Raw genomic sequence first — 26046 nt, forward strand, 5'->3', positions numbered from 1 at the left:
CTCACGGGTCCAGACGGTAGATGAGCGCCGACCACCGCCTCACGCGGCAGGCAGGGCACCGGCCAACGCGCGGTGCGCGGCATCGACGGTCGACTGGTCCAGCGTCCCCTCGGCTCGCAGACGTTCGCCGAGCTTCTTCGGCCACAGCACAGCGACGCCGCCGGTGACGAACGACCCGCCGATCAGCGGCCAGTCCGCGTCCACGAAGCACAGGACCCCGTGCACAGGGACGTCATCCATGCCCGCCGCAGCGAGGGCGTCACGCACGACGCCGACCTGCTTGTGCACGCCGGCGACGAGCGCCGTGCAGTTCCTGCCCCCGACCACCAGCTTCTCGACCCGCGGTCGCAGGATCCCACCCTCGACCCGGAGCGTCGGCCGGCCGCGGTACCGCTTTGCGTCGACCACGTATACGCCGCTGGCGGCGACGGCGATGTGATCGATGTTCGCGCGGCTGCGCGGGATGCGTCGATCGTGCAGCAGGCGCACGCCCCGGTCGGTGAGTCCGTTGAGCGCGGACCCGAGCAGCTCCTCCCCGCGCGCGCCTCGAGCCCACGCGGTGGTGCTCTGCGGGTCGTCGGACAGCGCCAGGATCAGCCCGCCCAACCGCGGGTGCGCGGCCCGCACGCGCTCCTCACGCTTCGCGGAGCGTCGCTCGAACTCGCGCCGCGCAGACGCGCCCGGCGTGCCGGCCGAGGTGTCGAGGGGCACGGCGGGTGCTTCCGCGCCGTGGCACGCGAGGCAGGACACCGTGCGGGTCCGCCGGTCGTACGCCGCCGTGGTTCCCGCGGCGAGCGTCACCCCGCACGCGCGGCACGCACCGGCATAGCGCAGGCGCATGGTCCTGACGGTGCTCGGGGCGTCCTCGCTCGGGTCGGACATGCCGACGACATCGGCGCGGCGCGGGACAGCGACGACCGCTGCCTGCGACAACCACCTGAACGGCGTAGGCGGCGCCGGCGTCAACCCGCGAGCCTGGCCTCGATCGTCGCCGCTGGGGTGTCGAGCATCCGCGCCAGGTAGACGCGGCGCCGTGCTTCCGGTCCGCGGAAGACGATGCGTGTCCCGAGAACCGGTGAGCTCCGGACCTCGACGGTCGTGCAGCCCCGCGGCCAGACGTCCGGTTCCGCGACCCCCATCGCCGGGTTCACGGCGGTGAGCGCCTCGAAGCGGACCTCGTCGTCGCTGATGACGAGGACGTCCACCGCGACCTCGCCGGGGACGGTGCGGAGCATGCGCCGACCCCACAGCGCGATGGCGGCGGGGATGGCGAGGAAGAGCAGCAGCACCAGCGTCCGCAGACGGAAGCCTTCGATGGCGTTGATTGCGACGAGCGGTACGAGGAGGAGGGCCGACATGAAGAGGGCGAGCCGGATCGCGGCCGTTCCCCGCCGCCCCGGGTCGCGGGCGGCGCGACGCTCGAGGGCCTGGCGGGTCTCCGGCCGGAGCTGCACGACGAGGGGTGCAGCACGGGTGGAACCTTGGATGCCGATGTGTCCGTTGCCGGCGTTGCGCTGCTGCGGACCGGGCGTTGTCATGTCCGGATCGTAGGGAACTCCCTTGGGCAACCGCGCAGCCTCGACCACGTTCCGTGCGAGTAGCGGCCGTCTTTCGCAGGAACTCGACGCTGCGGAAGGGGTGATGGATTGCTCGCGGCTGTCGTTGTCGCATCGCTCAAGTTGGGCGCGTACGCACCGATCTTCTGGCTATGAGTTCGTCCAGTGGGCACTCCGGATCGTACGGCGTTGAGCTCAAGCAGCCTTCTCGGGTCACCGCGTGATCGGCGACGTCGCAGCAGCGCAGGGTCCCGCGGGCGTTCCACTCGCATCGGTTCGACGTCCGGCTGTCGGTGACTCGTACCCTAGCCGGACTGAGATTCAGGCTGTCTACGGTGGCGACAAGATCCCCGGCATTACCCGATTCCCCGGTGACTCTACCGTGAACGTCTTTTCCAACGAGAGGGGACGCTATTCGGACGACCCGCCATCGCTCGTCGCTCCCTTCGGGTATCGAGGAGAAGGTCGAGTCGGAACTCAGCGGGTCGACCGGCGTGGAAATGCCCGTCTCGAGAAGGCTCGAGTCGAGCAAGCGCCCGTCCGCTTTTGGTACCGGCCGAACGGAGGGGCGATCACGTTCCTGACGTGGTGCGTGGTTATCGGTCGCTCGTGGGTGAACGGTGTCGACGACGATGGACTCGCTCGCGCTGAGATCGAGTGGGTCTTGAGCGCGGTGCCAAGCGCCAACCCCGACGAGTGGCCCGCTCACGTCTCCGCTGCGCTGGACGACGGTGCGCGAGCCGCCGAAGCGGCCCCCTTGGGACCCGAGGCGCGGCCTGACTCGACTTATGCAGAGCTGGTCGCTCGGGTCGAAGCACGAGGACAAGGTGATCGGGTGCGCGGCGTGCCTCGCCTCGACTTCGCGCGGAGTGCGGCAGCTCGACGGGCGGTGCTTCTTCGGTCCCGGGGTAAGTGCGAGAGTCCGTTGTGCACCGGAATGCCCGCTGAGCGAAATCGACAGGGCGACCCCATCCTGGACGTTGACCACATTCGGGATCTGGGGCTGGGTGGCGACGACCACCCGCGGAACATGGTGGCGCTCTGTCCGAACTGTCACGCCTGCAAGACCCGGGGTGAGCGAGCCCCGCAGTGGCGAAAAGAGCTCGTCCTCATCGCGGCTGCGGCGGACTCCGCGGCTCGCGGGGAAGGATAGGTACGGTCCCCGCCTTCGCTATGCCGACTCGCGAGCAGCATGTTGCGATCGGGCGGCGCGGGCGCTTCGTCGCTGAGCGTGTCCTGACCGTCCGATCGGGCGATCCAGGTGCAGGCGCCCTTGTCGGGGGCCGCGACCATGCCGATAGCCTCCGGCAACTACACGCGCTGAATCGAGGACGACGTATGGGGATGTGGGACTGGCTGCGACCGGCCAAGCGGACGATCGAGCCCACGGCCGTGCAGCTGCTCGACCAGGCTCGCACGCTCGAGCGGGGGACTTCTACGAGCGCGACGGCGTCAGTGGCCGTCCCGCCTACGGCCGAGTCCAGCCGCGCTGTCTTCGCCGTTCTCGACGTCGAGACGACCGGCCTCGCTGCGGTTCGCGACCGGGTGCTCGAGCTAAGCGTCGTTCGATGCGACGCTTCCGGTCGTGCGCTTGACGAATGGTCATCCCGATTGAATCCGCAGGGCCCCGTCGGTGCGACGCATATCCACGGCATCACCGCGGCCGACGTTGCGACCGCGCCTCTGTTCTCGGCAGAAGCCGCCAAGCTCGCCGATCGGCTGTCAGGCCTCGTCCTCGTCGCTCACAATGCTCGCTTCGACCTCGCATTCCTCCGCGCCGAGTTCGCCCGCGCCGGATGGGCCATGCCATGGCCTCCAGCGCTGTGCACTCTCGAAGAGAGTCGACGCCACATGCCCTCCCTGGGGCGCCGACGACTGTCCGATTGCTGCGCAGCGGCAGGAGTGCGTCATGAGGGCGCGCACTCTGCGCTCGGTGATGCTCGTGCGGCTGCCGGTCTGCTCGCTGCCTACCTCGGTGCGCGGCGCACTGGCGCAGGGCTCTATGACGAGCTGGTCAAGGCGGCCGGCGGCGTCGTGTGGCCCACGCAACCTTCCGACACTGGAGTGGTCGCTTCCACTGGCGGTGTCGTGCGAGAGATCCGCCGGAAGAGCGAGCAACCGCGAGAGCAGCGCCGCCTTGTCCAACTACTCGATGATCTCGCGGTGACGGATGTCGTCCCAGCCGATGCGCCGGAGGGCACAGCCTCGTACGTGGAGCTCCTGGCGGAAGTCCTCGAGGACGGACTCCTCACGATTGACGAGATCGGCGCACTTTCGGACGTCGCTCAGCTGTGGGAGTTGGAACCGCCCGCTGTGGCGCTCGCGCACGAGGCGTTTCTGCTGGCACTCGCGGACAAGGCGGTTGCCGACGCAACAGTGACCCAGGCCGAGCGGGCCGAGCTCTACGAGGTGGCGAAGCTACTCGGCGTTGATCGCGGCCGCGTGCTCGCCGCATTGAACGTCGCCGGGACTAGGCGCGACGCGCGGCAGAGCGAGGGGTTGGCCCCGCTGCCGGAGGGGTGGCCACATGGTGAGCCCTTGTGCGTGGGGCAATCGGTCGTGTTCACAGGGTGCGACGAGGACGTGCGCACGGCCCTGGAGGCGAGAGCCCGAGAGGTAGGCGTGCGCGTGTCGGGAAGCGTCTCACGCCGCACGGCCATGCTCGTCACGGATGGCAGCTTCACCGGCACGAAGCTCTCGGAGGCACTGCGACTGGGTACCCGCATCGTCGAGCCGGGGCTCTTCCGAGTCCTCCTCGACCACATCCAGCCCGCGGTGGCGCCCAGTATCACCGCGACGAAGTACGGGGAGGCGCCACTTGCGGTGCCCGCCTCCGTGGCCGAGCGTGCGGGATCGGAGGCGTCGGGAGCTTCGCCGGCAGAGATCCGGGATTGGGCGCGACGGCAGGGCATCACGGTGAGTGACCGCGGTCGCTTGCCTGCGGACGTCATCGTCCGGTACCGCCATGCGCATTCGTGGGAGGCGAGGTCGTGACCGATGCGTATGCCATGCCACAGGGGCTGCGCGGGGTGACTGACGCCTACGCCACGGCGCGGCAGGACCCCGTGTTGTTCCGTCCACGATCGTGGAGAGCGGCTCTTCTCGACGTCGAGCCTGAGATCGTCGCGGTGCTCGAGGACGACGCTGTCTCGATCCCGAGCCAGCAGAAGCCCGGCGACCGACTGGTCGACCGCGCGGCGGTAGCGCGTCTGCTCGACGGCGCCGACGCCGCGGACGACGTTGCGCTCCTTCGAGCATTTCTCGTGGTCCAGGCATGGGGCGCAGGGGTCACGGGTGCGCGGACACTCCGGCACACCGCCCGGGCGTTCGCCCACCGGGAACAGCTGGTCGATGCGCTGCGGGTCAGCGCCGAGCGGCTACGCCGGGCGGATGCGACGGCGGAACTGGCGGAGGCGTACGACGCGTGGAGGTGTCCCGGAGTCGGGCCCTCCTTCTTCACGAAGTGGTTCGCGTACGCCGGCCGCCGCAACGGTCGAAACTGGCAGCCGCTGATTCTGGACGCCCGCGTCTACCGCGCGCTGAACATCACGCTCGGCGTGCGCCTCGTGGATCTCGCGGGTAGCCGTTCCCGCGCGGACAGGTACCGCGCCTACGTGGAGGCGGTCCACGACTGGGCTCGCGTGCTCACTGTCCCAGCGGAGTACCTGGAGTGGGTGCTCTTCCGCGACAACGGGAGCGCTGCCTCGAGCTGACGACACTCCCGCGCCCGCGACTTCGCAGCGCCCGAGGCAGCTCTCGACGTGACCCCGACGCGATGGGATGCCCGCGGGATGCGGCCCCGACCAGGGATGTCTCGCGGCGCCCGCGCCCCCGCCCCTACGACCCGTCCCCCGTCACCACCGGCGCGAACCCGATCGGCTGCAGCAGCACCCGGTTCGTGCGGGCGTTCCACGAGGTCGTCGCGGTGACCCACCCGTACTGCCCGTCGACGCGCCGGAGGTTGTCCGCGTCGATGTCCTGGTGCTTGTCGACCGTGAGCGTGCCCTGGGCGATCTTGTCGTCCGCGGAGCCGCTGTCGGCGTCCCACAGGTCGAACCGGATGGCGGCGAGGTCGAAGCCGGGGGCGTCGTGGGAGTTGAGCGGCACGTCCCGGCCGGGGCCGATGCTGAGGTACTCCCAGCGGTTGCGGAGGAAGTTGTGGCTCCGCCAGGAGTCGTCGAGGTCGGCGTGGGTGGTGCGGATGGTGCCGAAGAGGTCGCCGGGGTTCTCGCCGTCGATGTTGCGGATCGTCGTGTCGCGCAGCTCGATGTTGGTCCAGTACCGCTGGACGGTGTAGTTGATGACCGCCTTGCCGTAGGTGGTCTTGTTGCCGACGCCGGGGATCGGGTGCGTCTCGCCGCGGTCGGTGAGGACGTAGTAGCTGCCGTCGGGGGTGTCGGCGGGGATGTCGATGGTCCGCTTGACGATGAGGTCGTCGGGGGAGGCGTCGAGGTCGCGGTCCCAGAGCTCGATGTCGAGCGTCCCGCCGCGGAACAGCGACTGGCCGCCGGCGTCGAGCCGCACCTCCGGGTACTCGGCGTAGTGGATGCGCGCGTCGTTGCGCGCGATCTGGAGGGGCTTGCGCCCGGTGGTGCTCCGGTCGGTGATGCTGATGGTGCCGAACAGGTCGCCGGGGTACTCGCCGTCGATGTCGGTGACCTGGATGGAGCGGACGGAGACCATCACCATCGTCGGGCTGAGCCGGAGGGTGCCCTGGTTGGCGGACGGGCTGATGAGCGAGTTCATCGCGGCCGGCGCCGGGCTGACCTGCGTCTGACCGGCGGGACGGCCGAGGTCGTACAGCGTGCCCTGACCGTGGAAGAACGCGTCGATGCTGTCGGTGTCGTCGGCGGTGAGGACGGTGGCGCCGATGTCCTGCATCCACGGCAGGATCGTGCGCTGCTCGTTCTGCTCGGGGTCGTGGCCGGTGTCCGCGAGGCGCAGCTCCAGGGCGTAGCAGCAGCGCGAGTCGTTCTGGAAGTACGCCTCGCGCGGCGTGATCGGGGTGGCGCTGCCGACGACGCTCGGCAGGGTCCGGTCCCAGTCGACGGGGCCGGAGCGCCACATGACCCAGTCGGGGATCGGCACGAACTGCCCGAGCGGCTTGTTCGACGCGCGCACGAGGGCGGTCAGCCGCGCCATGGTGCCGGGGCGGGTGTTGGCCTCGTTGACGGTGAGCGGCGTGTAGTACTCGACGTCCCGGAACGGCTGCGGGAACGCGGTGCCGGTGCTGGATCCCTGCTGGTGCCGCGTCTCGTAGAAGCCGACGGAGTCCTTCATGGTGACCTCGACGCTGAGGACGCCGTCGGTGGTGGCGTTCGCCCTCGCCCAGGTGGACGTCGCGTAGTAGCTGGGCGTCTGGCCGGACGGTGTGCCGAGGTCGGCGCGCCGGTCGACCTCGTCGGCGATGACGCGGCTCACCATGACCTGCGTGAGCGGGGTGCGCGGCAGCCCGGCGATCGCGGCGGTCGCCTGCCGCCACGAGGCGAACGTCGGGTAGGCGCTGAGGCGGATCTTGAACACCACCCGGTCGAAGACCGCCGCCTGCGGGTGCCGCTGGTGGAACGCGAGGGTCTCCTGGACGGCCGGGAGGATGTCGGCGTTGTCCTTGACCTCGACGAACAGCAGCGACGGGCCGCCGTGCTCGACGGCGTCGGTGAGGAACTCGTCGAACGTGACGATGCTCCACTCGGACGGTTGGCGGTCGATCGTCACGAGGCGCTTCTGCCGGAGCTGCGCGAGCGTGAGGCTGGTGAGAGCGGCGTTCGGGCCGGTCGCGGTCTCCGGGACGTAGGTCGGCTCCATCATCTTGCCGACGTGGGTGTCGTGGAACATGACGAGCTTGCCGTCGGCGGTGTGCCGCAGGTCGGTCTCGACGCCGGGACGGCACCTGTCGTACGACCGCCGGAACGCGCCGAGGCTGTTCTCCGGGGTGGTGGCGTCGAAGTCGCCGCGGTGCCGGACGGTCGTGAACTGCTGCTGGCCGCGCAGACCCTGGAGGCCCGCGAGCACCTGCGCGGCGGTCTTGGTGCACGCCGGGGCGGCGGACGGGGTGCCCGGCTCGATGGGCGGGCGACCGGGGCCGGCGGGCCGACCCGGATCAGAGGGCCGGCCCGGCTCGGCGGGCCGACCCGGTTCCGCGGGCCGGCCCGGCTCGCCGCTCGCCCCGCCCTCGGCGGGCGGCGCGGCCGGAGAGCCACCCGGCCCCGACCCGTCCGGCGCCACGGCCGCCGCCGTCGGTGCCGGATCGAGCGGTGGCGCGGCGGCGACGGTCAGGGGCAGCACGCACGCCGCCCCGACCAGGACGCCCAGCGCGCGCAGCATGGATCTCCTCATGACGGCTCCCTCGCTCGTCGCAGTGATCAGCGCGTCGGTGCCGCCGCGGGCCGCCCGGCACCGGGCCGCGCGTCCGGCGGGGGACCGACGCCCGCGACGCTAGGACCGCCCTGTCGGAGCCTCCGAGGGGAGTTCCCACGGATGACGACAGGTCGTCAGCCGGGGCGCGACCGGTGAGGTAGCGATCAGTCGTCGACGGCCACGCGCCCGACCGACCCGTGGTCCAGCAGCTCGCCGCGCAGCGACTCGTGCACCGGCTCCTCGGGTTCGCCCTGCATGAGCCGGGCGAGGTGCCCCACCACCTGGTCGGCGAGCTCCTCGACGGGCAGCCGGACGCTGGTGAGCCCGATGAGGTCCAGCCCGGGCAGCACGCCGTCGCAGCCGGTCACGGACAGGTCGTCGGGCACGGGCACGCCGCGGACGCGGGCCTGCCGCAGCACCTCGAGAGCCCGCAGGTCGGTCGGGCACATCACGGCGGTCACCACGCCGTGGCGGGCCAGCTCGAGCACGCGCGCGACGCCGTCGGTGGTCTCGCGGACGGGCACGGGCACCGGCTCGGCGCCCGCGGCCTCCAGCAGGCCGGTGGCGCTCGACGCGCGCACCGACTCGGGCAGGGACACCTCGCGGTCGGGGGTGAGGACGGCGACGCGCCGGTGCCCCCGGGACAGCACGTGCTCGACGAGCAGCCGGGCGTGGTGCGCCTCGTCGTAGGCGACCGCGTGGATCTCGGGGTCGGACTCGGGGCGGCCGGCGCGGATCATCGGCACGGCGTCCCGGAACGGCAGCAGGTGCTCCGACGGGACGTCGCCGGTCGCGACGACCAGGCCGCTGACACGCATCCCGAGCAGGCGGCGCAGGCCGGCGACCTGGCGCGACGGGCCGATGTCGCCGGTGGCGGTGACGGTGAGCACCTCGATGCCGCGGCGGTGCGCGGAGGCCTGGAGGCTGGCGTGCAGCAGACCGTAGGCGGGGTTGGAGGAGTCCCGGAGCAGCAGCCCGACGGTGCGCGTGCGGCCGGCGGCGAGCTCGCTCGCCATGACGTTGGGCACGTACCCCACACGGTCGGCCATCTCGAGCACGCGCCGCCGGGTGGGGGCGGACACGCGGCCGGTGCCGTGCAGGGCGCGGGACACCGTCGCCCGGGAGACGCCGAGCCGCAGCGCCAGGTACTCCTCCGTGATCGGGCGGCGCGGGGCCGGTCCGCCGGCGGGGTCGCTCACGTCGCCCATGCTAGGGGCGGCGCCCCTCCGACCCGCCCCTCCGACCCGCCCCGCCGACCCCGCACCGCGGCCGGCGTCAGGACGCCCGCGGCGCCGTCAGCGTCCACGTGCGCAGGTGCCGCCACTGCAGCGTCTCCCACCAGCACCCGGTCCAGCCGGCGGATCGGAACTCGTACAGCGCGACCTGCCGCGCGGGGAACACCGCGGGCACGGCCGGGGCGGGGACGGCGCGGACGAACGCCTCGACGTCGTCCCCGAGGTGGGACTGGGTGCGCATCTCGTGCGACGCGAGCGAGATGTGCGCCCGGAACCGCTCCGGGTCGAACGGCTGCACGAGGTAGGCGTCGAGGGCGTGGGCGAGCGGGGCGAGCGCGGCGTTGACGTCGACGGCCAGGTCGGCGAGCGCCTGGTTGCGGCGGCCGTCGGGCAGGCGGTCGACGTCGTAGGTGACGGCGGCGCCGTGCCGGACGATGCCGCCGTGGTGGACGTCGAAGCCGGCGCGGTCGCGGAGCACCACGTCCAGCGCGGCCTCGATGACGGGCGCCTCCGCGCGGATCGGCACCGAGCCGGCCAGCGTGGCGTGCGGCGGGAACCGGCCGGCGGACACGAAGCCGAACTGGCGCTCGACGGCGAGGGTCACGGTGGTGACGGCCGCGGACGTCACCGGGTCGGGGAGCAGGAACACGCCGTAGACGGGCTCGGTCATCGGGATCTCGCTTCGGGGTCGGTGCGGGGGAGCGGGTGGGGCGGGTGGGGCGGGGTGGGGTGAGGTCGGCACCGCGGGCCCGGGCGACGCCCCGGGCCCGCGGTGGTCCAGAGGGCCGGTGTCAGCCGAGCCGGTCCAGGTAGCTCGCGATCGCGTCGTTGCCGCGCTGCTCCGCGTCCGCCCAGGTGGCGGCGACGTCCGCGCCGCCGACGACGGCCTCGATGGCGCTGCGCACGGCGTCGCGGGCCTCGTTCATGGCCCCGGTGTGGCAGCCGGCGCTCGGCACCGAGTCGGTGGTCCGGGCGAGCTGGTCGAGCGCGACCTGCTGGACGTCGGTGGTCTGCCCCTCGAGGGACGCGAGGGCCTCCTGCGAGGTCGGGAGGTACCCGGTCTCGAGGAAGATCCGCTCCTGCACCTCGGGCGAGGCCAGGTACTGCACGAACGTGGCCGACGCGGCGCGGCTCTCGTCGGTGCTGCCCTCGTCGACCAGCCACACGGAGTTGCCGCCGGGGACGGCCCCGCCGTCGGGGCTGCCGACCGGGAGCGGCCAGACGCCGAAGTCGAACGCGGCGGCCCGCTCGGCGTCCCCGAAGATCCGCGACGACTGCACCATGATCGCGGCCTCCTCGGCGGCGAACGCGGTGAGCGACGCGCTGCCGTCGGTGCCGGTGTTGAGCATGGAGCCGTCCTGGACGAGGCGCTGCAGGTGCTCCCAGAGGCCGACCTGCGCGTCGGTCGTGTACTGGAACGCGTCGGCCGGCTCGGCGCCGACCCCGTTCTCGGGCGTGCAGTACTCCAGGCCCTCGGACGCGGTGAACTGCTCGGACCACCACGGGTCGAGGAACATCGTGAGGCCCGCCGTCCCGGTCGCGTCGTGCACCGCGGTGGCGGTCTCGAACAGCTCGGTGATGCTGCCGGGCGCGTCGGCCGGGTCGACGCCCGCGGCCTCGAGCATCGCGGTGTTGTAGAGCACCACCGGCTGGGACACCATGATCGGCACCGACGTGAGCTCGCCGCCGAACGTGTAGTACGAGGCGAGCACGGGCACCAGGTCCTCGCCGTCGAACGTGGTCCCGTCCACGCCGGCGACCTCGCCGGGCGCGACGGTCAGGCCCGTGTCGTTCAGGTACGTCGAGAACGTGTCCCCGCCCTGGACCACGTCGGGCAGCGCGCCGGACTGCACCGAGTTGGTGAGCTTGGCCATCGAGTCGACGTAGCTGCCCTGGAAGACGGCGTTGACGGTGATGTCGTCGTGCTCCTCGTTGAACTCGTCGACCAGGGCGGTGAGGGTGTCCGCCGGCACCCCGCTGACGGAGTACCAGAAGTCGATCGTCACCCCGTCGCCGTCCCCGCCGGACGTGCCGCCGGCGCTGTCGCCCGGGTCCTCGGCCGACCCGCACGCGGCGAGCACCAGCCCGCCCGCGGCGAGCAGCCCCGCCGCCCCCAGCGCCCTGCGTCCTCGGATTCTCTGCATGGTGGACATTCCTCTCCTCATTTGACCGAGCCCTGCGTGAGACCCTTGGCCAGGAATCGCTGGCCGAGGAGCACGAGGACGATGGTGGGAACGGCGGCGATGGTGACGCCCGCCAATGACGCACCGAGGTCGGTGCCGGATTCGTCGGTGAGGATCTTGATGCCGACCTGGACGGTGCGGGACGCCGGGGTCTCGGACACCACGAGCGGCCACAGGTACCCGTTCCAGGCGGCGATCGCGGCCATGAGCGTCACCGTGACGACGGTCGGCCGGCACAGCGGGACCAGGAACCCGAACAGGAACCGCATGGGACCCGCGCCGTCCACGACGGCGGCCTCCTGGATCTCCTTCGGGAACGACAGGAACGTCTGCCGGAGCAGGAACACGTTGTACGCGGAGACCAGGAACGGCAGGAACACGGCGACGACCGTGTCGAACAGGCCGAGCGACCGGATGGTCAGGTAGTTCGCGACGAGGATGGTCTCGCCCGGGATCATCATGGTGAGCAGCACGAACCCGAACACGAGGTTCGGCCGGCGCAGGCGCCCGAACACCAGCGCGTAGGCCGCGAGCAGCGCGGTCAGCACCTGGGCGGCGGTCTGCGCGAGCGTGACGACGCCGGAGTTCACCATCTGCCGCAGCAGCGGGGCCCGGCCGAGCGCGGCCTGGAAGTTCTCGAGCGAGATGCCGGTCGGGAGCACGTCCCGGAACGTGCCGGTCAGCGCCTGCCCGGGGCGGAACGCCGCGAACACCACGTACAGGACGGGCAGGGCGACGAGCAGCGCCGCGACCGCGAGGTAGGCGACCAGCGCGATGTGGGCGGCCCGGGCGCGCATCAGTAGTTCACCCGCCGCTCGAGCACGCCGAACTGCACGACGGTGAGCACGGCGATGACGACCAGCAGGATGATCCCGCGGGCGGACGCGGCGCCGTAGTCGGCCGTGCCGCCGAACGCCTTCGCCCAGATGTCGAAGACGAGCGTCTGGGTGGCGCGCGCCGGGCCGCCGCCGGTCACGACCTGGATGATCGTGAACTCCCGCATCGCCTGCACGGACTGCGTCACCACGATGAAGAACAGCGTCGGCGTGATGAGCGGCAGGGTGATGGAGCGGAGCATCCGGGCGCGGGAGGCGCCGTCCAGGGCCGCGGCCTCCTCGACCTCGACGCTGATGGCGTCCACCGCCGCGATGAGCAGCAGGGTCACGAAGCCGATCGAGATCCAGACGTCGACGACGACGATCGACACCATCGCCATGGTCGGCTCGGTCAGCCAGCCCGCGGGACGGCCGGTGAGCGCGATCGCGATCTGGTCGAGCAGCCCGTACGTCGGGCTCATGAGCGCCCGGAACGCGAGGCCGGCGACGGCGGCGGACACGGCCATCGGGATGAGCACCGCCGCCCGCGAGAACGCCGTGCCGCGCAGCCGCCGGGACAGCGGGACGGCGAGCGCGAGCCCGACCAGCAGCTTGCCGACGACGGTCAGGACCACGAACACGGCCGTGACGAGCAGGGTGCGGCGGAAGTCCGGCGACCCGAGCATCGCGGCGTAGTTGTCGGCACCGACGAAGCCCGCGGGCCGTCCGAACAGGTCGGAGCTCTGGAACGAGAGCACCGCGGTGCGCAGCAGCGGCCAGTAGTTGAAGGCCAGCAGCGCCACCACGGTCGGCGCCAGCGCTGCGTAGGCCCAGGCGTGCGGCCGGCCGCGGGGCCGGCGCGGGAGCCGCTCCGGACCGCTGCGGGGGCGCGTCGCCACGACGTCGTGCATGGATCCTCCGGGGGTGTCCGGCCCGCGGCGACGCGGGCGCGACAAATGCTGTGTGGTCCACCCAGAACGGGTCGAGATGGACATCCCGTCATTCCGCACCATTGCTGCGTGACCGGATCGGCTTGGCTCGGACTGTACACTCATGAGTAGCATCCGACAACACCCGCTGACGTTTGCGAGAGCGCGTACGCAAATCACGAGAGGAGCCGCCGTGCCCGAGGGGTCGGTCGTCCTGCTGGTCGCGGCGGGCGTGCTCGCGCTGGTGTACGGGTCCAACGCCGGCGCGACCATCGCCGCGACGAGCCTGCGCGTGCACGGCGGGCGCCCGTGGGCGGCGCTGCTCGTGCTCGGGTGCGCGATCGCCCTGGCGCCGCCGCTCCTGGGGACCGCCGTGGCGCGGACCGTGGCGCGGGAGCTCGTCCCGCCGGGCGGCGACCCCGCGACCGGGCGCGCGGTGTTCCTGGCCGCCGTCGTCGCCGCGCTCGTCGTCACCGGGGTGCTGAGCCGGTGGGGGCAGCCGACCAGCCTCACGCTCGCGCTCATCGCGGGCGTCGCGGGCGGCGGCCTCGGGGCGGGGGAGGCGATGGGCTGGGCGGCGATCGGCCGCGTGCTCGCGCTCGTCGCGGCCGCGCCGTTCGCCGGCCTCGCGCTCGCGGGCCTGGTGCACCGGCTGTCCGCGGCGTCCCGGGTCTCCCCGGCGGCCGTGCGGCGCTGGCACGTCGCGTCCTACGTCGTGCTGTGCCTCGCGTTCGGCGCCAACGACGCCCAGAAGCTGCTGGCGATCGTCGCCGTGGCGTCCGCGCCCGGTGCCGCGACCGTCGACGCGGTGGCCTGGCAGCTCGCGCTCTGCGCCGGGCTGTTCACCGCCGGCGCCGCCGTCGGGCTCGGCCGCATGGAGCGGACCGTCAACCGCGGCATCCTCGCGGTCCGCGGCCTCGACGCGGTCACCGCCCAGACGACGACCGCCGCCGTCATGCTCGCCAGCTCCGCCGTCGGCAGCCCGGTCGGCATGGCGCAGACGCTCTCCGGCTCCCTCGTGGGCGCCGGGCTCGCACGAGGGAGAGGAAGAGTCCGATGGGAGTACGCCGGAAGAGTCGCGCTGGCCTGGGTGCTGACGGTGCCCGCGAGCGTCCTGGTGGCGACGGGCGTCGCGTGGCTGACCGCCGGCCGCGGGGCCGGGTGAGGCGGCTGGTCCGCGGCATCTCGGGCGCCGCCCGGGACGACCTGGTCGACGGCCTCGCCGGCCAGCTCCGGGCGACCGAGGACGCCGTGACGATCGCGCTGCGGCTCACCCGCGGCACGCTCGGCGTCGCCGACGCGCGGGCGGCCGTCGCGGCGGTCGAGCACGAGGGCGACGCCTGGCGGGCGCACGTCGTCGAGTCGCTGACGCGCGCGCTCACCAGCTACCTCGACCGCGAGGACCTGTTCACCTACTCGCGGGCCGTCGACGACGTGCTGGACAACCTGCGCGACTACGTCCGCGAGGTCGACCTGTACGGGGTCGCCCCCGGCGCGGACGGCGTGCCCGTGCTCGAGCAGATCCGCGACGGCGTGCGCGCGCTCGCCCGTGCCACGGCGTGCCTGCGCGACGACGTCGGGCGGGTGGCGGTCGCGGCGCTCGCGGCCAAGAAGACCCCGGTGCGCGCGCACTACCAGACGGCCATGTCCCGCCTGCTGGCCGAGCCGCTCGACGACTCCACGCTCCGCCGCCGCGAGGTGCTGCGGCGGCTCGACATCGTGGGGATCCGGCTGTCGGAGGCGGCGGACCACCTGGCGACCGCGGCGATCAAGCGCGGGACGTGAGGGGGCGAGCGCTGCGCGACCGGAGGTCGGCGCCGGGCGCGGAGTCCCGAGGTGCCCGCGGCGGGTCGGGCAGCAACCGGTCGGCGGTGGTCCCCGGCCGCGCCGTCGGGAGCATCGGTATGGTCGCCCGGACCCCAGGCGCGGGGGCGGTGGTTCGTGGACGGAGTCGTGTGAAGTTGCTGCTGGCGGCCGGGACGCTGTGGCCGGTGATCGCGGCCCCGGTGCTCCTCATCGGTCTCGTGCTCCTGCTCGGCGGCGAGCCCCACGGCGTCGTGGCCGGGGTCGCGTTGATCCTGGGCTGGCTCCTCACGTGGCCGTTCGGCGCCGCGGTGCACCGGTGGCGGCTCGACCCCGCACCGGGTCGTCAGCTGGTCGCGGCAGGGTGGGCTCTCGCGGTGCTGCTCGTGACGCTGGGCGGCGTCGGATGGGGGATGTGGCTCGATCCGGGCGTCTGAGTCCGCGCGCCGTGCACGGCGCCCGGCCGGGGTCCGCGACCGGTCGGCCTCCGGCGGCGTCTACGGTCGTGCTCGTGCGCTTCCTCCTCGACGACCTGCGCGCCGACGTCGCCCGGCGGTACGACCGCCTGGGCCTGCCGTCGTGGCCGGACCCGCACGCCGACGTCCCCAGCCCCGCGGACGACGAGTACGGCCGCGTCACGGACCCGGAGCGGTTCCGCATCGTGCACGCGCGCGCGACAGCATGGGTGGACGTGCTCGTGTCCCGCCTGGGTGCGCGCACCGAGCCGGTCGGCCCGCAGGACCGCACGGCGCTGCCGGGGGAGGACCGAGGGCTCGCGGTCGTGCCGCCGCGCGACGGCGCGATGCGTCTGCTGCTGCTCGAGCGGGAGGGCGACGCCGACACCCCGGGGCTTCCGGCTCCGCTGGAGGTCGCGGTGGTCCGCCCGGACGTCGTCGTCGAGAGGGTGCCGGTGTGCGCGTGCGACGCCTGCGACCCCGGGTCGGAGGCGCTGCTGGACGAGGTCGACCAGGCGATCGGCCACGTGGTGGCGGGCGAGACGGTCGTGCTGCGGCACCCGCGGTGGAGCGCGACGTGGCAGCCGGGCGGCGCCGAGCTCACCGGCGGGGGCCGGCGGATGCGGTTCGACCGGGCGATGGAGCTGTGCCGGCGGGTGCACGCGGGGGAGAGGGTGCGGCTACCGTGGCGCACCGAGGCGTTCGCCGGAGCGCCGTGGGGGGAACGGGGATGAGCGACGGCGGTGCCCGGGTCCGGGTCCGGGGGTTCTCCTCGCGGTCCGGCCGCGTCTCGGCCGCGGGCACGGCGGTCGCGGCACTCGCCGTGGTGGTCGTCCTGGCGGTCACCCAGCCGGAGAACCGGGTCCACGCGGTCACGGCCGTCCCGGCCCTCGCCCTGTTCTTCGTGGTGCTGCTGTGGCAGTCGACGTGGCTGGACCCCGACGCCGGCACGCTGCTGCGCGTCCGCTGCCGGGTGTGGCGCCGCGAGGTCCGGCTCGAGCCGGGCACGTCGGTCGCGCTGCTCCCGAACGGCGGCGGCACGCTGCTGCTGCGGGCGAAGCCGGCGCGGGGCCGGGCGCTGCTGCTGCCCCTGGTCGCACGCACCGACCACGTGGAGCAGTCGCAGCCACCGTCGCTGCTGCGCGCGCTCGCGGACACCGTCGTCGCGCACCGCGCGGGCGGGGCGCGTCCGGTCGCGCAGGCGCTGCGGGCGCAGGCCGACCACCTGGACGCCGGGGGGACCGTGGCCGCCTCGCCGCTCGCGGCCCTCATCACGTCGGGCGTGGTCACGGCCGCGAAGGCGGGCGGTGCCGGCGCGGTGGGCGGTCACCTCGGCGGCTGAGCGCCCGCCCGCCCGGGCCCCCGCGGCGCCGTCCTGTAGACTGACCGGACTCGATCCGCGGGGACGAGAGACCTCCCCGCCGCGGCAGGGCCTGACCCGTCGCCCGCACGACGCCGGCGACCACCCCTGACCCGCCCCCCGACCACCTCCGCAGCCGCCGACGGCGCGCGGAGTGAGAGCAGTCACCATCACCACGTTCACCACCGTTCGTCCCGACCGTCCCACCCTCGTCCGCCCCGCCCGCCGCCCTGCGGCCGACGCGGCGCCGACGACCCCCGCCGCCCTCGACTGGCGGCAGGCCGACGACGACCTCTGGGTCGCGACCCGCGCCGGCGAGTACGCCGGCACGGTGGCGCGCGAGGCCGACGGCCACCACGTCCACGACCACCACTCGCGCGCCCTGGGCGTCGCCCCGTCGTGGCAGGGCGCCGTCGCCCTGCTCGCGGGCGTCCGCCCCCCGGCCGCCGCCGTGCAGCGCACGCTCCACGGCCACCACTGTCCGTGCCCCTCGGGGCGCGGCTCGAGGCGTCGCAGTCGCGTCGCCTCGCTTCGAAGGAGAGAAGACATCATGACCCACGGGACCGTGAAGTGGTTCAACGCCGAGAAGGGCTTCGGGTTCATCGCCCCGTCCGACGGCGGTCCGGACGTGTTCGCGCACTTCAGCGCGATCGCCGAGACCGGCGGCTACCGCTCGCTCGACGAGAACCAGCAGGTCGAGTTCGACGTCACCCAGGGCCCCAAGGGCCCGCAGGCGTCGAACATCCGGCCGCTCGCGTGACCGGCGTCCCGGCTGCCGGGCCTCGCCCGGCGGCCGGGACCACCCGCCGTCACCCCGCGGGGTGACGGCCCGGCGCCGAGGCGGTCAGACCGCCCGGTACCGCCGGACGATCGGGCAGTCGAACGGGTCCCGCGCGGCCAGCCCGACGCGGTTGAGGTACTGCACGACGATCGCGTACGACCGCAGCAGGGACGTCTCCGTGTAGGGGACGCCGTGGCGGGAGCAGTGCTCCCGCACCAGCAGGCGGGCCCGCGCGAGGTGCGGCCGCGGCATGCTGGGGAACAGGTGGTGCTCCACCTGGTAGTTGAGCCCGCCCATGAGGGCGCTCATGAACCGCCCGCCCGTGATGTTCCGGGACGTGAGGACCTGCTTGGACAGGAAGTCCAGCCGGCTGCCCTCCGGGATGATCGCCATGCCCTTGTGGTTCGGGGCGAACGACGCGCCCATGTAGACGCCGAAGACGGCGAGCTGCACGCCGAGGAACGCGAAGGCCAGCCCCACGGGCAGCAGCCACAGCACCAGCGCGACGTACGCGGCGAGCCGCGCGGCGATCATTGCGAGCTCCAGGGTCCGCGAGCGGCTGCGCTCGGCGGTGAGCAGCGAGCGGATCGACGTGACGTGCAGGTTCAGACCCTCGAGCGTCAGCAGCGGGAAGAACGCCCAGCCCTGCACGCGCGCCAGCGCCGCCTTCACCCGTCCCAGCCCGACCGCGTCCTGCTCCAGGAACACGATGGTGTCCGGGGCGATGTCCGGGTCCTTGCCGACGCGGTTCGGGTTGGCGTGGTGCCGCGAGTGCTTCGACATCCACCACGAGTGGCTGATGCCGACCACGCCGTTGGCGAGCACGCGCCCGAGCCGGTCGTTCGCCGGGCCGGACGCCAGCACCTGGCGGTGGGACGCCTCGTGCGCGACGAACGCGAACTGCGTCAGCACGATGCCGAGGGCACCGGCGACGATCAGCTGGAACCAGGAGTGGCCGAGCAGCACCGACCCGGCGACGAGCGCGGCGAGGGCGACCCCGAGGCCGACCAGCAGCCCCACGTAGTAGCCGGTCGTGCGCGTCAGCAGCCCGGCCTCCCGGACCTGCTGCGAGAGCTCCTGGTAGGAGCCCGTGACGGCGCTCTGGGCGGCCGAGGTGCGCGTGGCGACGGGAGGGGATGCGGGCACGGGGTCTCCGAACGGTGGGGGTCGGTCGGCTTCCCAGCCGTGGCGTGAGCGAGGCGCTCGATCGTTCGGATCACCCCACGGTACCCCGGGACCTGCCGGAGGCGCCGGAGTGCCCACGCCTCGGTCGTCCCGGACGTGTCCCGGATCACCCGCGAGGACCGGGTGAATCGCTGCGGCCCGCGCTCCAGGCCGGGGCCTCGGGGCCGATGATCAAGGCATGTTCCGCGCATCCCCGCACCGGTCCGGCGCAGCGGCCGACGCCGCGCCGCGGCTGCGCTGGGCGGTGCGTGCCCTCGCGGTCCTGACGCTCGTCGCCGTGGTCGCCGCCGTCTCCGCTCCGCCGGAGCTCGGCGTGGCCGCGGGGGCGGTGACGGCCGCCGTGGCGGCGGTCGCGCTGCGCGCCCGGGTCCGCCAGCTCACGGGCACGGACGCCCAGGTGTGGCGCTGGGCGGCCCGGTCCGCCGCCGTCGTCGCCGTCGGGCTCGTCGTCGAGCTGGCCGTGCGGGCGCTGCCCGGTGACCTCGACGGCGTGGGCCTGACGGCCGGGGCGGTCCTCGCGTCGGCGGTCGCGTACCAGGGCCTGGTGCGCTGGAACCGGCTCCGCACCGCGGTCTCCGACCCGGGGGACTGGCTGAACGCGATCGGCTCGACGCTGTGCGCGCTGGCCCTCGGGCTGTGGGTGGTGCGCCAGCTCCCGGACGGCGCTGCCGCCGCGGTGCCGGTCGTCGCCCTCGTCGGCCACCTGGTCCGGCTCGCGGTCATGACGGTGATGCTCGGCACGGCGCTGACGGTGTCCGCCATCGCGGACCTGCGCCGGGACGCCCGGGCGCTGACGCTGGTCGGCGTGATCGCCGGGCTGGCGCTGATCGAGGTCGGCGGTCTGCTCCGGGCGCTGCGGCTCGGCGAGGACGCCCCGGGCGTGGGCCCCGGCGTGGTGCTCGCGTGGACGGGCTTCGCCGTGGCGCTGGCGGTGGCGTCGATGCTGCCGCGCGCCCGCAGCGCCCGCCGGTACGCGTCGTCGCGGGCGACGACGACGGGCTCGATCGTCGTCATCGTCGCCGGGGTCGTGCTGCTGCTGCTCGACGTGTTCACGGCCGGCTCGGACCGGTCGGTGGCGCTGCTGGCGGCGCTCGGGGTGTTCGCGGCGAGCGGCCGGGTGTTCCACCTCGTCGGCGAGCTGTCGCAGCTCGCCACGTCGCGCATCGAGGCGCGGACGGACCCGCTGACGGGCGTCGCGAACCGCCGCGCCCTGATCGAGGCGGTCGCGGACGCGTCCGACGGCGAGGGCGGCGCCGCGCTGCTCATCGTCGACCTCGACAAGTTCAAGGACGTCAACGACCGCTTCGGCCACGCCGTCGGGGACGCGGTGCTCGTGGCGGTCGCCGCCCGGCTCGACGAGGCCGTGGCCGGCCGCGGCCTGCTGGCGCGGCTGGGCGGCGACGAGTTCGCGGTCGTGCTGCCGGGCTCCGACGCGCCGGCGGCGGTGCGGGTCGCGCAGCGCCTCGCGGCCACCGTCGCCGAGCCCGTCGACGTCGCCGACCGCACGATCCACGTCGCCTCCAGCATCGGCGTGGCCTGCACCGCGCTGGAGGGCCGCGCCCAGGGCGAGCTGCTGCGCCGGGCCGACGCCGCGATGTACCTGGCGAAGCGCGCGGGCGGGGGCATCCGGGTGTTCGACCACGAGGCCGACATCCGGGCGCGGGCCGAGCGGGAGCTGCTCGAGGACCTGCGCGCGATGCTCACGACCACCGGGGGCGAGCACGGGCGGCTGGTGCTGCACTACCAGCCGCAGGTGGACGTGGCGACGGGCCGGCCGGTCGGCGTCGAGGCCCTGGTGCGCTGGGACCACCCGACCCACGGCGTGCTGCCGCCCGTCGCGTTCCTGGACCTGGCCGAGGCGCACGGCGTGATGCAGCTCGTCACGTGGCAGGTGCTGAGCCAGGCGACCGCCCAGGCGGTGCGCTGGCGGGACGAGGGCCTGGACCTGCGGGTCGCGGTCAACCTGTCGACGTCCTGCCTCGAGGAGCCGCAGCTGCTCGGCGTGATCGACCAGGCGCTCGTCTCGGCGGGCCTGCCGTCCGACCGGCTGGTCGTCGAGATCACCGAGACCAGCCTCATGCGCGACCCGCAGCTCGCGATCCGGGTCACGCAGCGGATCGCCGCGCAGGGCATCGGCGTCAGCATCGACGACTACGGCACCGGCTACTCCTCGCTGGCCTACCTCAACGACCTGCCGGCGGAGGAGCTGAAGATCGACCGCTCGTTCACCGCGCGGCTGACGGCCGACCCGCGCACCCGCGCGATCGTCGCGGGCACGGTGCAGCTCGGGCACCACCTGGGGCTCCACGTCGTGGCGGAGGGTGTGGAGGACGCCGAGACGCTGGGGGTGCTGCGCCGGCTCGGCTGCGACCGGTCGCAGGGGTACTTCCACAGCCGCCCGCTGCCCGCGGCGGAGCTCACGGCCACGCTGCGGCGCATGGCGGACGGGGCGCACGCCCGCGCCTGAGAGCGGGCGCGGGTCCCGGCCGGGGGCCGGTGCCGATCAGCGCCGGCGTGAGCGGCGGGCGCCGAGCGGCCCGCCGAAGACGATCGAGATCCCCAGCACGAACCCGACGTCGTACCAGTTGCCGTTGTTGTGCACCTCGTAGGGCGTCACCGTGTCGGTGAACAGCGACACGATCCAGGTGACCGGCAGGATGACGCCGTGCCACAGGCCCAGCCAGAACCCGGCCGGTGCCTCGGAGCCGGGCGGCGGCGTGCCGACCTCCGGGTTGACGCCGGCCGCGCAGGCCGCGAGCAGCAGCAGGGTGGCCGCCGCGAGGCCGGCGACGGCGAGGGTGCGGGTGCGGGCGCGGGGCTCCATGCGCGTCATCGTGGCACCGGGCCCGGCGGCGGGACCAGGGCCCTTCGGGGGTCGAGCGGGGTCGCGGGGCGCCGCCGTGCGGTGACGTCCGGCCCTCGCCGCTCAGGCCCGGGCGTCCCGGACGTCCCGGTCCGCTCCGTCGGGCCCGCCCGTGCTCTCCCGCGCGAGCACGGTGTGCGGGGCGGTGACCTCGACGGCGGGCGTGTCCGGGTCGCCGATGCGGGCGGTGATGCGGGCGACGGCCTCGCGCGCGATGAACGGCGTGTCCAGGGACACCGTGCTCAGCGTGGGCCGGGAGTAGCGGCCCTCCTCGATGTCGTCGACGCCGATGACGGCGACGTCCTCGGGGACGCGCAGGCCGGCGTCGAACACCGCGCGCATCGCGCCGGTGGCGAGCAGGTCGGAGTAGCAGAAGATCGCGTCGGGTCGGTCCGGCAGCCGGAGCAGGGCCTCCGTGGCGCGGTAGCCGTCGGCGCGGCGGTAGTGCGCGGCGGGCCGCATCAGCTCGGGTTCGACGGGCAGGCCGGCGTCCCGGAGGGCGCGCTCGTACCCGGTGGTCCGCTGCTGGGGCGTGGCGTAGGACTCCTCGGGCTGGGCGCCGATGGCGGCGACGCGCGTCCGGCCCCGGGCGAGCAGGTGGGTGACGGCGTCCCGGGCGGCCTGCACGTTGTCGATGGCGACGTGGTCGTACCGGCCGTCGAACTCGTGCTCGCCGAGCAGCACCAGCGGCATGGTCGTCGCGGGCTGCATCTCGAGCAGCTCGGCGCGGGTGACGAGCGGGCTGAACAGCACGCCGTCGAACAGCATGGTGCGGTCGGCCCCGGTGAGCAGCTCGCGCTCGCGCTCGTGGTCGTGCCCGGTCTGGTCGACCATCACGCGGTACCCGTGCCGGGCGGCGGCGTTGATGATCTCGCGGGCGAGCTCGGCGAAGTAGGGCAGGTCGATCTCGGGGACGACGAGCGCGAGGACGCCCGTGCGGCCGGTCCGCAGGGTGCGCGCGACGGGGTTCGGCCGGTAGTCGAGCTCCTCGATGGCGGTGAGCACGCGGCGGCGCATCTTCTCGCTGACGTGCGCGTAGCCGCTGACCACGTTGGACACCGTGCGCACGGAGACCTGCGCGTGCTCGGCGACGTCCCGCAGTGTCGCGGCCATGGCACCCCCTCGTCGGTCGAGCCCCAGCATAGGGGCTTGCCATCGTGTGCAAAGCCGCGCTAGTTTGCACACGTTGGCAAAGAGGTGCGGAGCCGCCGCACCCCTGCTCGCACGAGGGAGTGCCGATGCACCCGACCCACCGCCGTCCGCGGACCGCCCCCGCGGCCCGGACGCGCCCCCGCCCGTTCGCGATCGCCGCGGGCCTGCTCGCCGCCACCACCGTCCTCGCCGCCTGCGGGCCGTCCATCTCGGGCGGGTCCGACGACGGGGCCGGCGGGTCCGGCACCACGTCCGCCGACCCGGACCGCCTCCAGGCGCCGACCGGCAGCCCCAGCGGCGAGATCACCATCTGGGACCGCTCCGGCGACCTGTTCGAGGTCTTCGACGCCGTCATCGACGACTTCAACGAGGTCTACCCGGACGTCGTGGTCCACCACGAGGCCGTCGACATCGACGCCAAGCTGCAGAACACGCTCATCACCGAGACGGACGTCCCCGACGGGGTGTTCCTCGACGACGCCAAGGTCGCCGGGTACGCGGACTACCTGTGGGACCTCAGCGACGTCCTCGCGCCGTACGTCGACGACATCGCGCCGCAGAAGGTCGACGTGAACTCGCTCGACGGCGGCATCTACGGCGTGCCGTTCGACCTCGACCCCGGCCTGCTGTTCTACAACGCGACCGCGCTCGAGGCCGCCGGGGTCGACGCCACGCAGATCGAGACCTACGACGACCTGCTCGACGCCGCGCGGCAGTACCAGCAGGCGGTGCCGGACGCGCAGCCGATCCACCTGGAGCAGAGCGCGTTCCTCGGGCAGCTCCAGCTCGAGATGTACGCGAGCCAGCTCGGCACGTCGATCGCGGACGAGGACGGCGAGCTGCGGCTCGACTCCGACGCCTACCGGCAGATCCTCGGGTGGCTCGACACCGTGCAGTCCGAGGGGCTGGGCACGCGCGCCGAGTACCTGTCCCCGAGCGACGTCGGCCCGCTCGAGGACGGCCGCCAGGTGTTCTACCCGTGGGCCATCTGGTTCTCGTTCGCCCCGGAGCAGCAGCTCACGCAGACCACCGGCGACTGGCGCGCCATGCCGTTGCCGGCCTGGGAGGAGGGCGGCGCCCGGTCCGGCGCGATGGGCGGCTCGTCGTTCGTCCTGCCGAAGGCGGGGGAGAACGCCGACCTCGCGTGGCTGTTCTACGAGTTCCTCATGTTCGACGAGGCCGGCTACTCCGCCGTGTGGGGCCCGAACGACACCTACCCGAACGGGCTGGCCACGTCGATCCCCGCGTACCTGCCGGCCGCCGACCCGTCCGCGCCGCTGTTCGGCCCGGTGGCGGGCCTGGGCGACCAGGACCTGTGGACCACGGCCGTCGAGGCCGGCGCGCAGATCCCCGGCGGAGCCCCGACGCCGTCGTGGTGGGCGGGCGCCGTCGACTACCTCGGCACGGACGTGCAGCGGATGCTCGACGGCGAGCTCACGCCCGACCAGGTGATCGAGCAGGCGACCGCCGACATCCAGAGCAACCTCGTGGACCGGCAGTGACCGCTGCCGCCGTCGCGACGACCCGGGGCAGGCGCCGCCCGCACCTGCCCCGGGCCGTGGCCCCCTACGTCTTCGTCCTGCCGTTCGTCGCGCTGTTCGTCGCCTTCAGCGTCTACCCGATGGTGTTCACGCTGCGGCTGTCGTTCACGAGCTGGCGCGGCTCCGGCGCCGCCGAGTGGGTGGGCCTGGGCAACTACACCTACCTGCTCGGCAACGACGCGTTCTGGTCGTCGCTCGGCAACTCCGCGGTGCTGTGGCTGCTGATCGTCCCGGTGCAGATGGTGCTGGCGCTGGTCGTCGCCGTGCTGCTGGACAACGCCAAGGTGCGGATGCGCGGGTTCTACCGGATCGCGTTCCTCGTGCCGTTCGTGACGCCGCTGGTCGCGGTCGCGCAGATCTGGGTCGTGGTGTTCGACCGGGACTACGGCGCCGTCAACGGGCTGCTGAACCTCGTCGGGCTGCCGGACGTCGGCTGGCTGACCACGACGGCCTGGGCCAAGCCGACGCTCGCCCTGCTGTTCCTGTGGAAGACCACCGGGTTCATCGTGATCATCCTGCTGTCCGGGCTGCAGTCCATCGACCGCAGCGTCTACGAGGCCGCGTCCATCGACGGCGCCTCGCCCCGCAGGCAGCTGTGGAGCATCACGGTCCCGCTGGTGCGCCGCACGCTGATGTTCTCGGTGGTGCTGCAGACGCTCGCGGTGTTCCAGATGTTCGCCGAGCCGTACGTCGTCACCGACGGCGGGCCGTACGGGTCCACCACCACGGCCGGCCTGCACCTGTACGACCACATCACCCGCGCCGACCTCGGCACGGGCGCGGCCAACTCGTTCCTGCTCGTGATCGTCGTCATGGCGCTGTCGCTGCTGTTCGTGCGGCTGCTCCGGTCGGAGGACTGATGACCGCCCCCGTCTCCGCGCACACCGCGCCGGCCGCCGCCCTGCCCCGCCGCGCCGCAGCCGCCGGCGCATCCCCCCGTCGCGACGGCGGGCGCCGTCCCCGCCGGGAGCTCGCCGGTACCCTCGGGTCGCAGGCGTTCCTGCTGGTGCTCGCGCTCGCGTTCCTCGCGCCGGTCGTCTGGGCGCTGGTCTCGGCGTTCAAGCCGGCCACGCAGATCATCAGCGACCCGCTCGGCGTCGACCCGTCGGCGTTCACGGTCGAGAACTTCCGGCGCATGTTCACGGACGTGCCGATCGGCCGGGGGTTCCTCAACACGGCCGTCGTGCTGGTGGTGAAGGGCTCGATCACGCTGTTCTGCGCGCCGCTCGCCGCCTACGCGTTCGCGAAGTACACGTTCCGCGGCCGGGACCTGCTGTTCGGCACCGTGCTCATCACGCTCATGCTGCCGACCATCGTCCTCATCATCCCGCTGCTGCTGGAGATGAAGGAGCTCGGCTGGGTCAACACGTACCAGGCGCTGATCCTGCCGGGCGCGGTCGACGCGTTCGCCATCTTCTGGATGCGCCAGGTGATCGCCGCCGTCCCGGACGAGCTGCTGGACGCCGCGCGCGTCGACGGGGCCACCGAGTTTGGCATCTTCTGGCGGATCGTGCTGCCGGTCATCCGGCCGGCGCTCGCGGGCCTGGCGGTGCTCACCGTCATGAACATCTACAACGACTTCGTCTGGCCGGTCGTCGCCGCGTCGTCCTCCCGGATGGCCACGCTCCAGGTGGTGCTCTCGACGCTCGCGCAGAACATCACCGGCAACCGCATCGGCGCCGACTACGCCACCGTCACCGGCGAGCTGCTGGCCGCCGCGTCGATCGCGCTCGTCCCGCTCCTGCTGATCTTCATCGCCCTCCAGCGGCACTTCATCAACGGCATCCTCGCCGGAAGCGTCAAGGGCTGACCCCGCACTCCTTCGCCGACC

At 73.4% G+C, this 26046-nt stretch carries 24 protein-coding genes; 13 read left to right on the forward strand and 11 right to left on the reverse strand.

Annotated elements, in window-relative coordinates; all coding sequences use genetic code 11:
* Positions 1–39: 39 nt before the first annotated feature.
* Positions 40–882 carry a nuclease-related domain-containing protein gene (locus tag AAHH18_RS03130; protein ID WP_343300535.1) on the reverse strand — a complete coding sequence of 281 codons (843 nt, stop codon included), beginning with the start codon at positions 880–882 and terminating at the stop codon, positions 40–42.
* Positions 883–962: 80 nt separating this feature from the next.
* Positions 963–1538 (reverse strand): hypothetical protein, encoded by a 576-nt coding sequence (locus tag AAHH18_RS03135; RefSeq protein ID WP_343300536.1) that lies wholly within the window; start codon positions 1536–1538, stop codon positions 963–965.
* Positions 1539–2493: 955 nt separating this feature from the next.
* Between AAHH18_RS03135 and AAHH18_RS18290 the strand changes: the two genes are divergently transcribed.
* The 3 genes from AAHH18_RS18290 to AAHH18_RS03145 all read left to right on the forward strand — a co-directional run bounded on the left by AAHH18_RS18290 (position 2494) and on the right by AAHH18_RS03145 (position 5269).
* Complete coding sequence (locus AAHH18_RS18290; RefSeq protein ID WP_459349076.1) at positions 2494–2709, forward strand: HNH endonuclease signature motif containing protein; 216 nt, start codon at positions 2494–2496, stop codon at positions 2707–2709.
* 239 nt (positions 2710–2948) lie between these two features.
* Complete coding sequence (locus AAHH18_RS03140; protein WP_343300537.1) at positions 2949–4550, forward strand: exonuclease domain-containing protein; 1602 nt, start codon at positions 2949–2951, stop codon at positions 4548–4550.
* A gap of 35 nt (positions 4551–4585) precedes the next feature.
* Complete coding sequence (locus tag AAHH18_RS03145) at positions 4586–5269, forward strand: 8-oxoguanine DNA glycosylase OGG fold protein (RefSeq protein ID WP_343300538.1); 684 nt, start codon at positions 4586–4588, stop codon at positions 5267–5269.
* Between the two features lie 124 nt (positions 5270–5393).
* Here AAHH18_RS03145 and AAHH18_RS03150 read toward each other — a convergent pair whose 3' ends face one another.
* From AAHH18_RS03150 to AAHH18_RS03175, 6 genes are all read right to left on the reverse strand, one after another.
* A complete protein-coding gene (locus AAHH18_RS03150) occupies positions 5394–7892 on the reverse strand; it encodes a glycerophosphodiester phosphodiesterase family protein (protein WP_343300539.1) in 2499 nt (832 codons plus the stop codon).
* 185 nt (positions 7893–8077) lie between these two features.
* A complete protein-coding gene (locus AAHH18_RS03155; RefSeq protein ID WP_343300540.1) occupies positions 8078–9112 on the reverse strand; it encodes a LacI family DNA-binding transcriptional regulator in 1035 nt (344 codons plus the stop codon).
* A 76-nt stretch (positions 9113–9188) separates the two neighbouring features.
* Positions 9189–9818 (reverse strand): 2'-5' RNA ligase family protein, encoded by a 630-nt coding sequence (locus AAHH18_RS03160; protein WP_343300541.1) that lies wholly within the window; start codon positions 9816–9818, stop codon positions 9189–9191.
* Positions 9819–9939: 121 nt separating this feature from the next.
* A complete protein-coding gene (locus AAHH18_RS03165; RefSeq protein WP_343300542.1) occupies positions 9940–11292 on the reverse strand; it encodes an extracellular solute-binding protein in 1353 nt (450 codons plus the stop codon).
* 17 nt (positions 11293–11309) lie between these two features.
* Positions 11310–12128: a carbohydrate ABC transporter permease gene (locus AAHH18_RS03170; protein ID WP_343300543.1), complete on the reverse strand. Its 819-nt coding sequence runs from the start codon at positions 12126–12128 to the stop codon at positions 11310–11312.
* On the reverse strand, positions 12128–13057 hold the full coding sequence (locus AAHH18_RS03175; protein ID WP_343300544.1) for a carbohydrate ABC transporter permease: 930 nt from the start codon (positions 13055–13057) through the stop codon (positions 12128–12130). Before AAHH18_RS03175 ends, AAHH18_RS03170 begins: the two co-directional genes overlap by 1 nt.
* 211 nt (positions 13058–13268) lie before the next feature.
* Between AAHH18_RS03175 and AAHH18_RS03180 the strand changes: the two genes are divergently transcribed.
* The 6 genes from AAHH18_RS03180 (at position 13269) to AAHH18_RS03205 (ending at position 17453) form a co-directional block, all read left to right on the forward strand.
* A complete protein-coding gene (locus AAHH18_RS03180) occupies positions 13269–14240 on the forward strand; it encodes an inorganic phosphate transporter (protein ID WP_283321382.1) in 972 nt (323 codons plus the stop codon).
* On the forward strand, positions 14237–14860 hold the full coding sequence (locus AAHH18_RS03185; RefSeq protein ID WP_222171465.1) for a DUF47 family protein: 624 nt from the start codon (positions 14237–14239) through the stop codon (positions 14858–14860). The genes AAHH18_RS03180 and AAHH18_RS03185 overlap by 4 nt, the downstream gene beginning before the upstream one ends.
* Before the next feature lie 170 nt (positions 14861–15030).
* The gene (locus AAHH18_RS03190; protein ID WP_343300545.1) at positions 15031–15315 is read left to right on the forward strand and encodes a hypothetical protein; all 285 of its coding nucleotides are present in this window, start codon (positions 15031–15033) and stop codon (positions 15313–15315) included.
* A gap of 74 nt (positions 15316–15389) precedes the next feature.
* Complete coding sequence (locus AAHH18_RS03195) at positions 15390–16067, forward strand: DUF6226 family protein (RefSeq protein WP_343300546.1); 678 nt, start codon at positions 15390–15392, stop codon at positions 16065–16067.
* Entirely contained in the window at positions 16064–16675 is a 612-nt protein-coding gene (locus AAHH18_RS03200; protein ID WP_343300547.1) for a hypothetical protein, read from the forward strand. The genes AAHH18_RS03195 and AAHH18_RS03200 overlap by 4 nt, the downstream gene beginning before the upstream one ends.
* A gap of 568 nt (positions 16676–17243) precedes the next feature.
* Positions 17244–17453 carry a cold-shock protein gene (locus AAHH18_RS03205; RefSeq protein WP_283321889.1) on the forward strand — a complete coding sequence of 70 codons (210 nt, stop codon included), beginning with the start codon at positions 17244–17246 and terminating at the stop codon, positions 17451–17453.
* Between the two features lie 84 nt (positions 17454–17537).
* On the opposite strand, the gene AAHH18_RS03210 is transcribed toward AAHH18_RS03205, so the two are convergent.
* On the reverse strand, positions 17538–18620 hold the full coding sequence (locus AAHH18_RS03210) for a fatty acid desaturase family protein (protein ID WP_343300548.1): 1083 nt from the start codon (positions 18618–18620) through the stop codon (positions 17538–17540).
* Between the two features lie 217 nt (positions 18621–18837).
* On the opposite strand from AAHH18_RS03210, the gene AAHH18_RS03215 reads away from it, so the two are divergent.
* Positions 18838–21126 (forward strand): putative bifunctional diguanylate cyclase/phosphodiesterase, encoded by a 2289-nt coding sequence (locus AAHH18_RS03215; RefSeq protein WP_343300549.1) that lies wholly within the window; start codon positions 18838–18840, stop codon positions 21124–21126.
* Positions 21127–21162: 36 nt separating this feature from the next.
* Here AAHH18_RS03215 and AAHH18_RS03220 read toward each other — a convergent pair whose 3' ends face one another.
* Positions 21163–21483 (reverse strand): hypothetical protein, encoded by a 321-nt coding sequence (locus AAHH18_RS03220; RefSeq protein WP_283321375.1) that lies wholly within the window; start codon positions 21481–21483, stop codon positions 21163–21165.
* A 102-nt stretch (positions 21484–21585) separates the two neighbouring features.
* Positions 21586–22635: a LacI family DNA-binding transcriptional regulator gene (locus AAHH18_RS03225; protein ID WP_343300550.1), complete on the reverse strand. Its 1050-nt coding sequence runs from the start codon at positions 22633–22635 to the stop codon at positions 21586–21588.
* Positions 22636–22760: 125 nt separating this feature from the next.
* Between AAHH18_RS03225 and AAHH18_RS03230 the strand changes: the two genes are divergently transcribed.
* The 3 genes from AAHH18_RS03230 to AAHH18_RS03240 are packed head-to-tail and all read left to right on the forward strand — an operon-like array spanning position 22761 to position 26025.
* Complete coding sequence (locus AAHH18_RS03230; protein ID WP_343300551.1) at positions 22761–24176, forward strand: ABC transporter substrate-binding protein; 1416 nt, start codon at positions 22761–22763, stop codon at positions 24174–24176.
* Positions 24173–25075: a carbohydrate ABC transporter permease gene (locus AAHH18_RS03235; protein WP_283321371.1), complete on the forward strand. Its 903-nt coding sequence runs from the start codon at positions 24173–24175 to the stop codon at positions 25073–25075. Before AAHH18_RS03230 ends, AAHH18_RS03235 begins: the two co-directional genes overlap by 4 nt.
* Positions 25075–26025, forward strand: a complete 951-nt coding sequence (locus AAHH18_RS03240; RefSeq protein ID WP_343300552.1) for a carbohydrate ABC transporter permease — start codon at positions 25075–25077, stop codon at positions 26023–26025. Before AAHH18_RS03235 ends, AAHH18_RS03240 begins: the two co-directional genes overlap by 1 nt.
* Positions 26026–26046 lie beyond the last annotated feature (21 nt).

Source organism: Cellulomonas olei (assembly GCF_039548315.1).
Taxonomy (GTDB): Bacteria; Actinomycetota; Actinomycetes; order Actinomycetales; family Cellulomonadaceae; genus Cellulomonas.

Coding starts and splice junctions, on each gene's coding strand:
- AAHH18_RS03135 (WP_343300536.1), bottom strand. CDS start 1,538: ATGACAACGCCCGGTCCGCAGCAGCGCAACGCCGGCAACGGACACATC.
- AAHH18_RS03170 (WP_343300543.1), bottom strand. CDS start 12,128: ATGCGCGCCCGGGCCGCCCACATCGCGCTGGTCGCCTACCTCGCGGTC.
- AAHH18_RS03165 (WP_343300542.1), bottom strand. CDS start 11,292: ATGCAGAGAATCCGAGGACGCAGGGCGCTGGGGGCGGCGGGGCTGCTC.
- AAHH18_RS03230 (WP_343300551.1), top strand. CDS start 22,761: ATGCACCCGACCCACCGCCGTCCGCGGACCGCCCCCGCGGCCCGGACG.
- AAHH18_RS03240 (WP_343300552.1), top strand. CDS start 25,075: ATGACCGCCCCCGTCTCCGCGCACACCGCGCCGGCCGCCGCCCTGCCC.
- AAHH18_RS03215 (WP_343300549.1), top strand. CDS start 18,838: ATGTTCCGCGCATCCCCGCACCGGTCCGGCGCAGCGGCCGACGCCGCG.
- AAHH18_RS03130 (WP_343300535.1), bottom strand. CDS start 882: ATGTCCGACCCGAGCGAGGACGCCCCGAGCACCGTCAGGACCATGCGC.
- AAHH18_RS18290 (WP_459349076.1), top strand. CDS start 2,494: ATGCCCGCTGAGCGAAATCGACAGGGCGACCCCATCCTGGACGTTGAC.
- AAHH18_RS03150 (WP_343300539.1), bottom strand. CDS start 7,892: ATGAGGAGATCCATGCTGCGCGCGCTGGGCGTCCTGGTCGGGGCGGCG.
- AAHH18_RS03220 (WP_283321375.1), bottom strand. CDS start 21,483: ATGGAGCCCCGCGCCCGCACCCGCACCCTCGCCGTCGCCGGCCTCGCG.
- AAHH18_RS03175 (WP_343300544.1), bottom strand. CDS start 13,057: ATGCACGACGTCGTGGCGACGCGCCCCCGCAGCGGTCCGGAGCGGCTC.
- AAHH18_RS03160 (WP_343300541.1), bottom strand. CDS start 9,818: ATGACCGAGCCCGTCTACGGCGTGTTCCTGCTCCCCGACCCGGTGACG.
- AAHH18_RS03200 (WP_343300547.1), top strand. CDS start 16,064: ATGAGCGACGGCGGTGCCCGGGTCCGGGTCCGGGGGTTCTCCTCGCGG.
- AAHH18_RS03205 (WP_283321889.1), top strand. CDS start 17,244: ATGACCCACGGGACCGTGAAGTGGTTCAACGCCGAGAAGGGCTTCGGG.
- AAHH18_RS03225 (WP_343300550.1), bottom strand. CDS start 22,635: ATGGCCGCGACACTGCGGGACGTCGCCGAGCACGCGCAGGTCTCCGTG.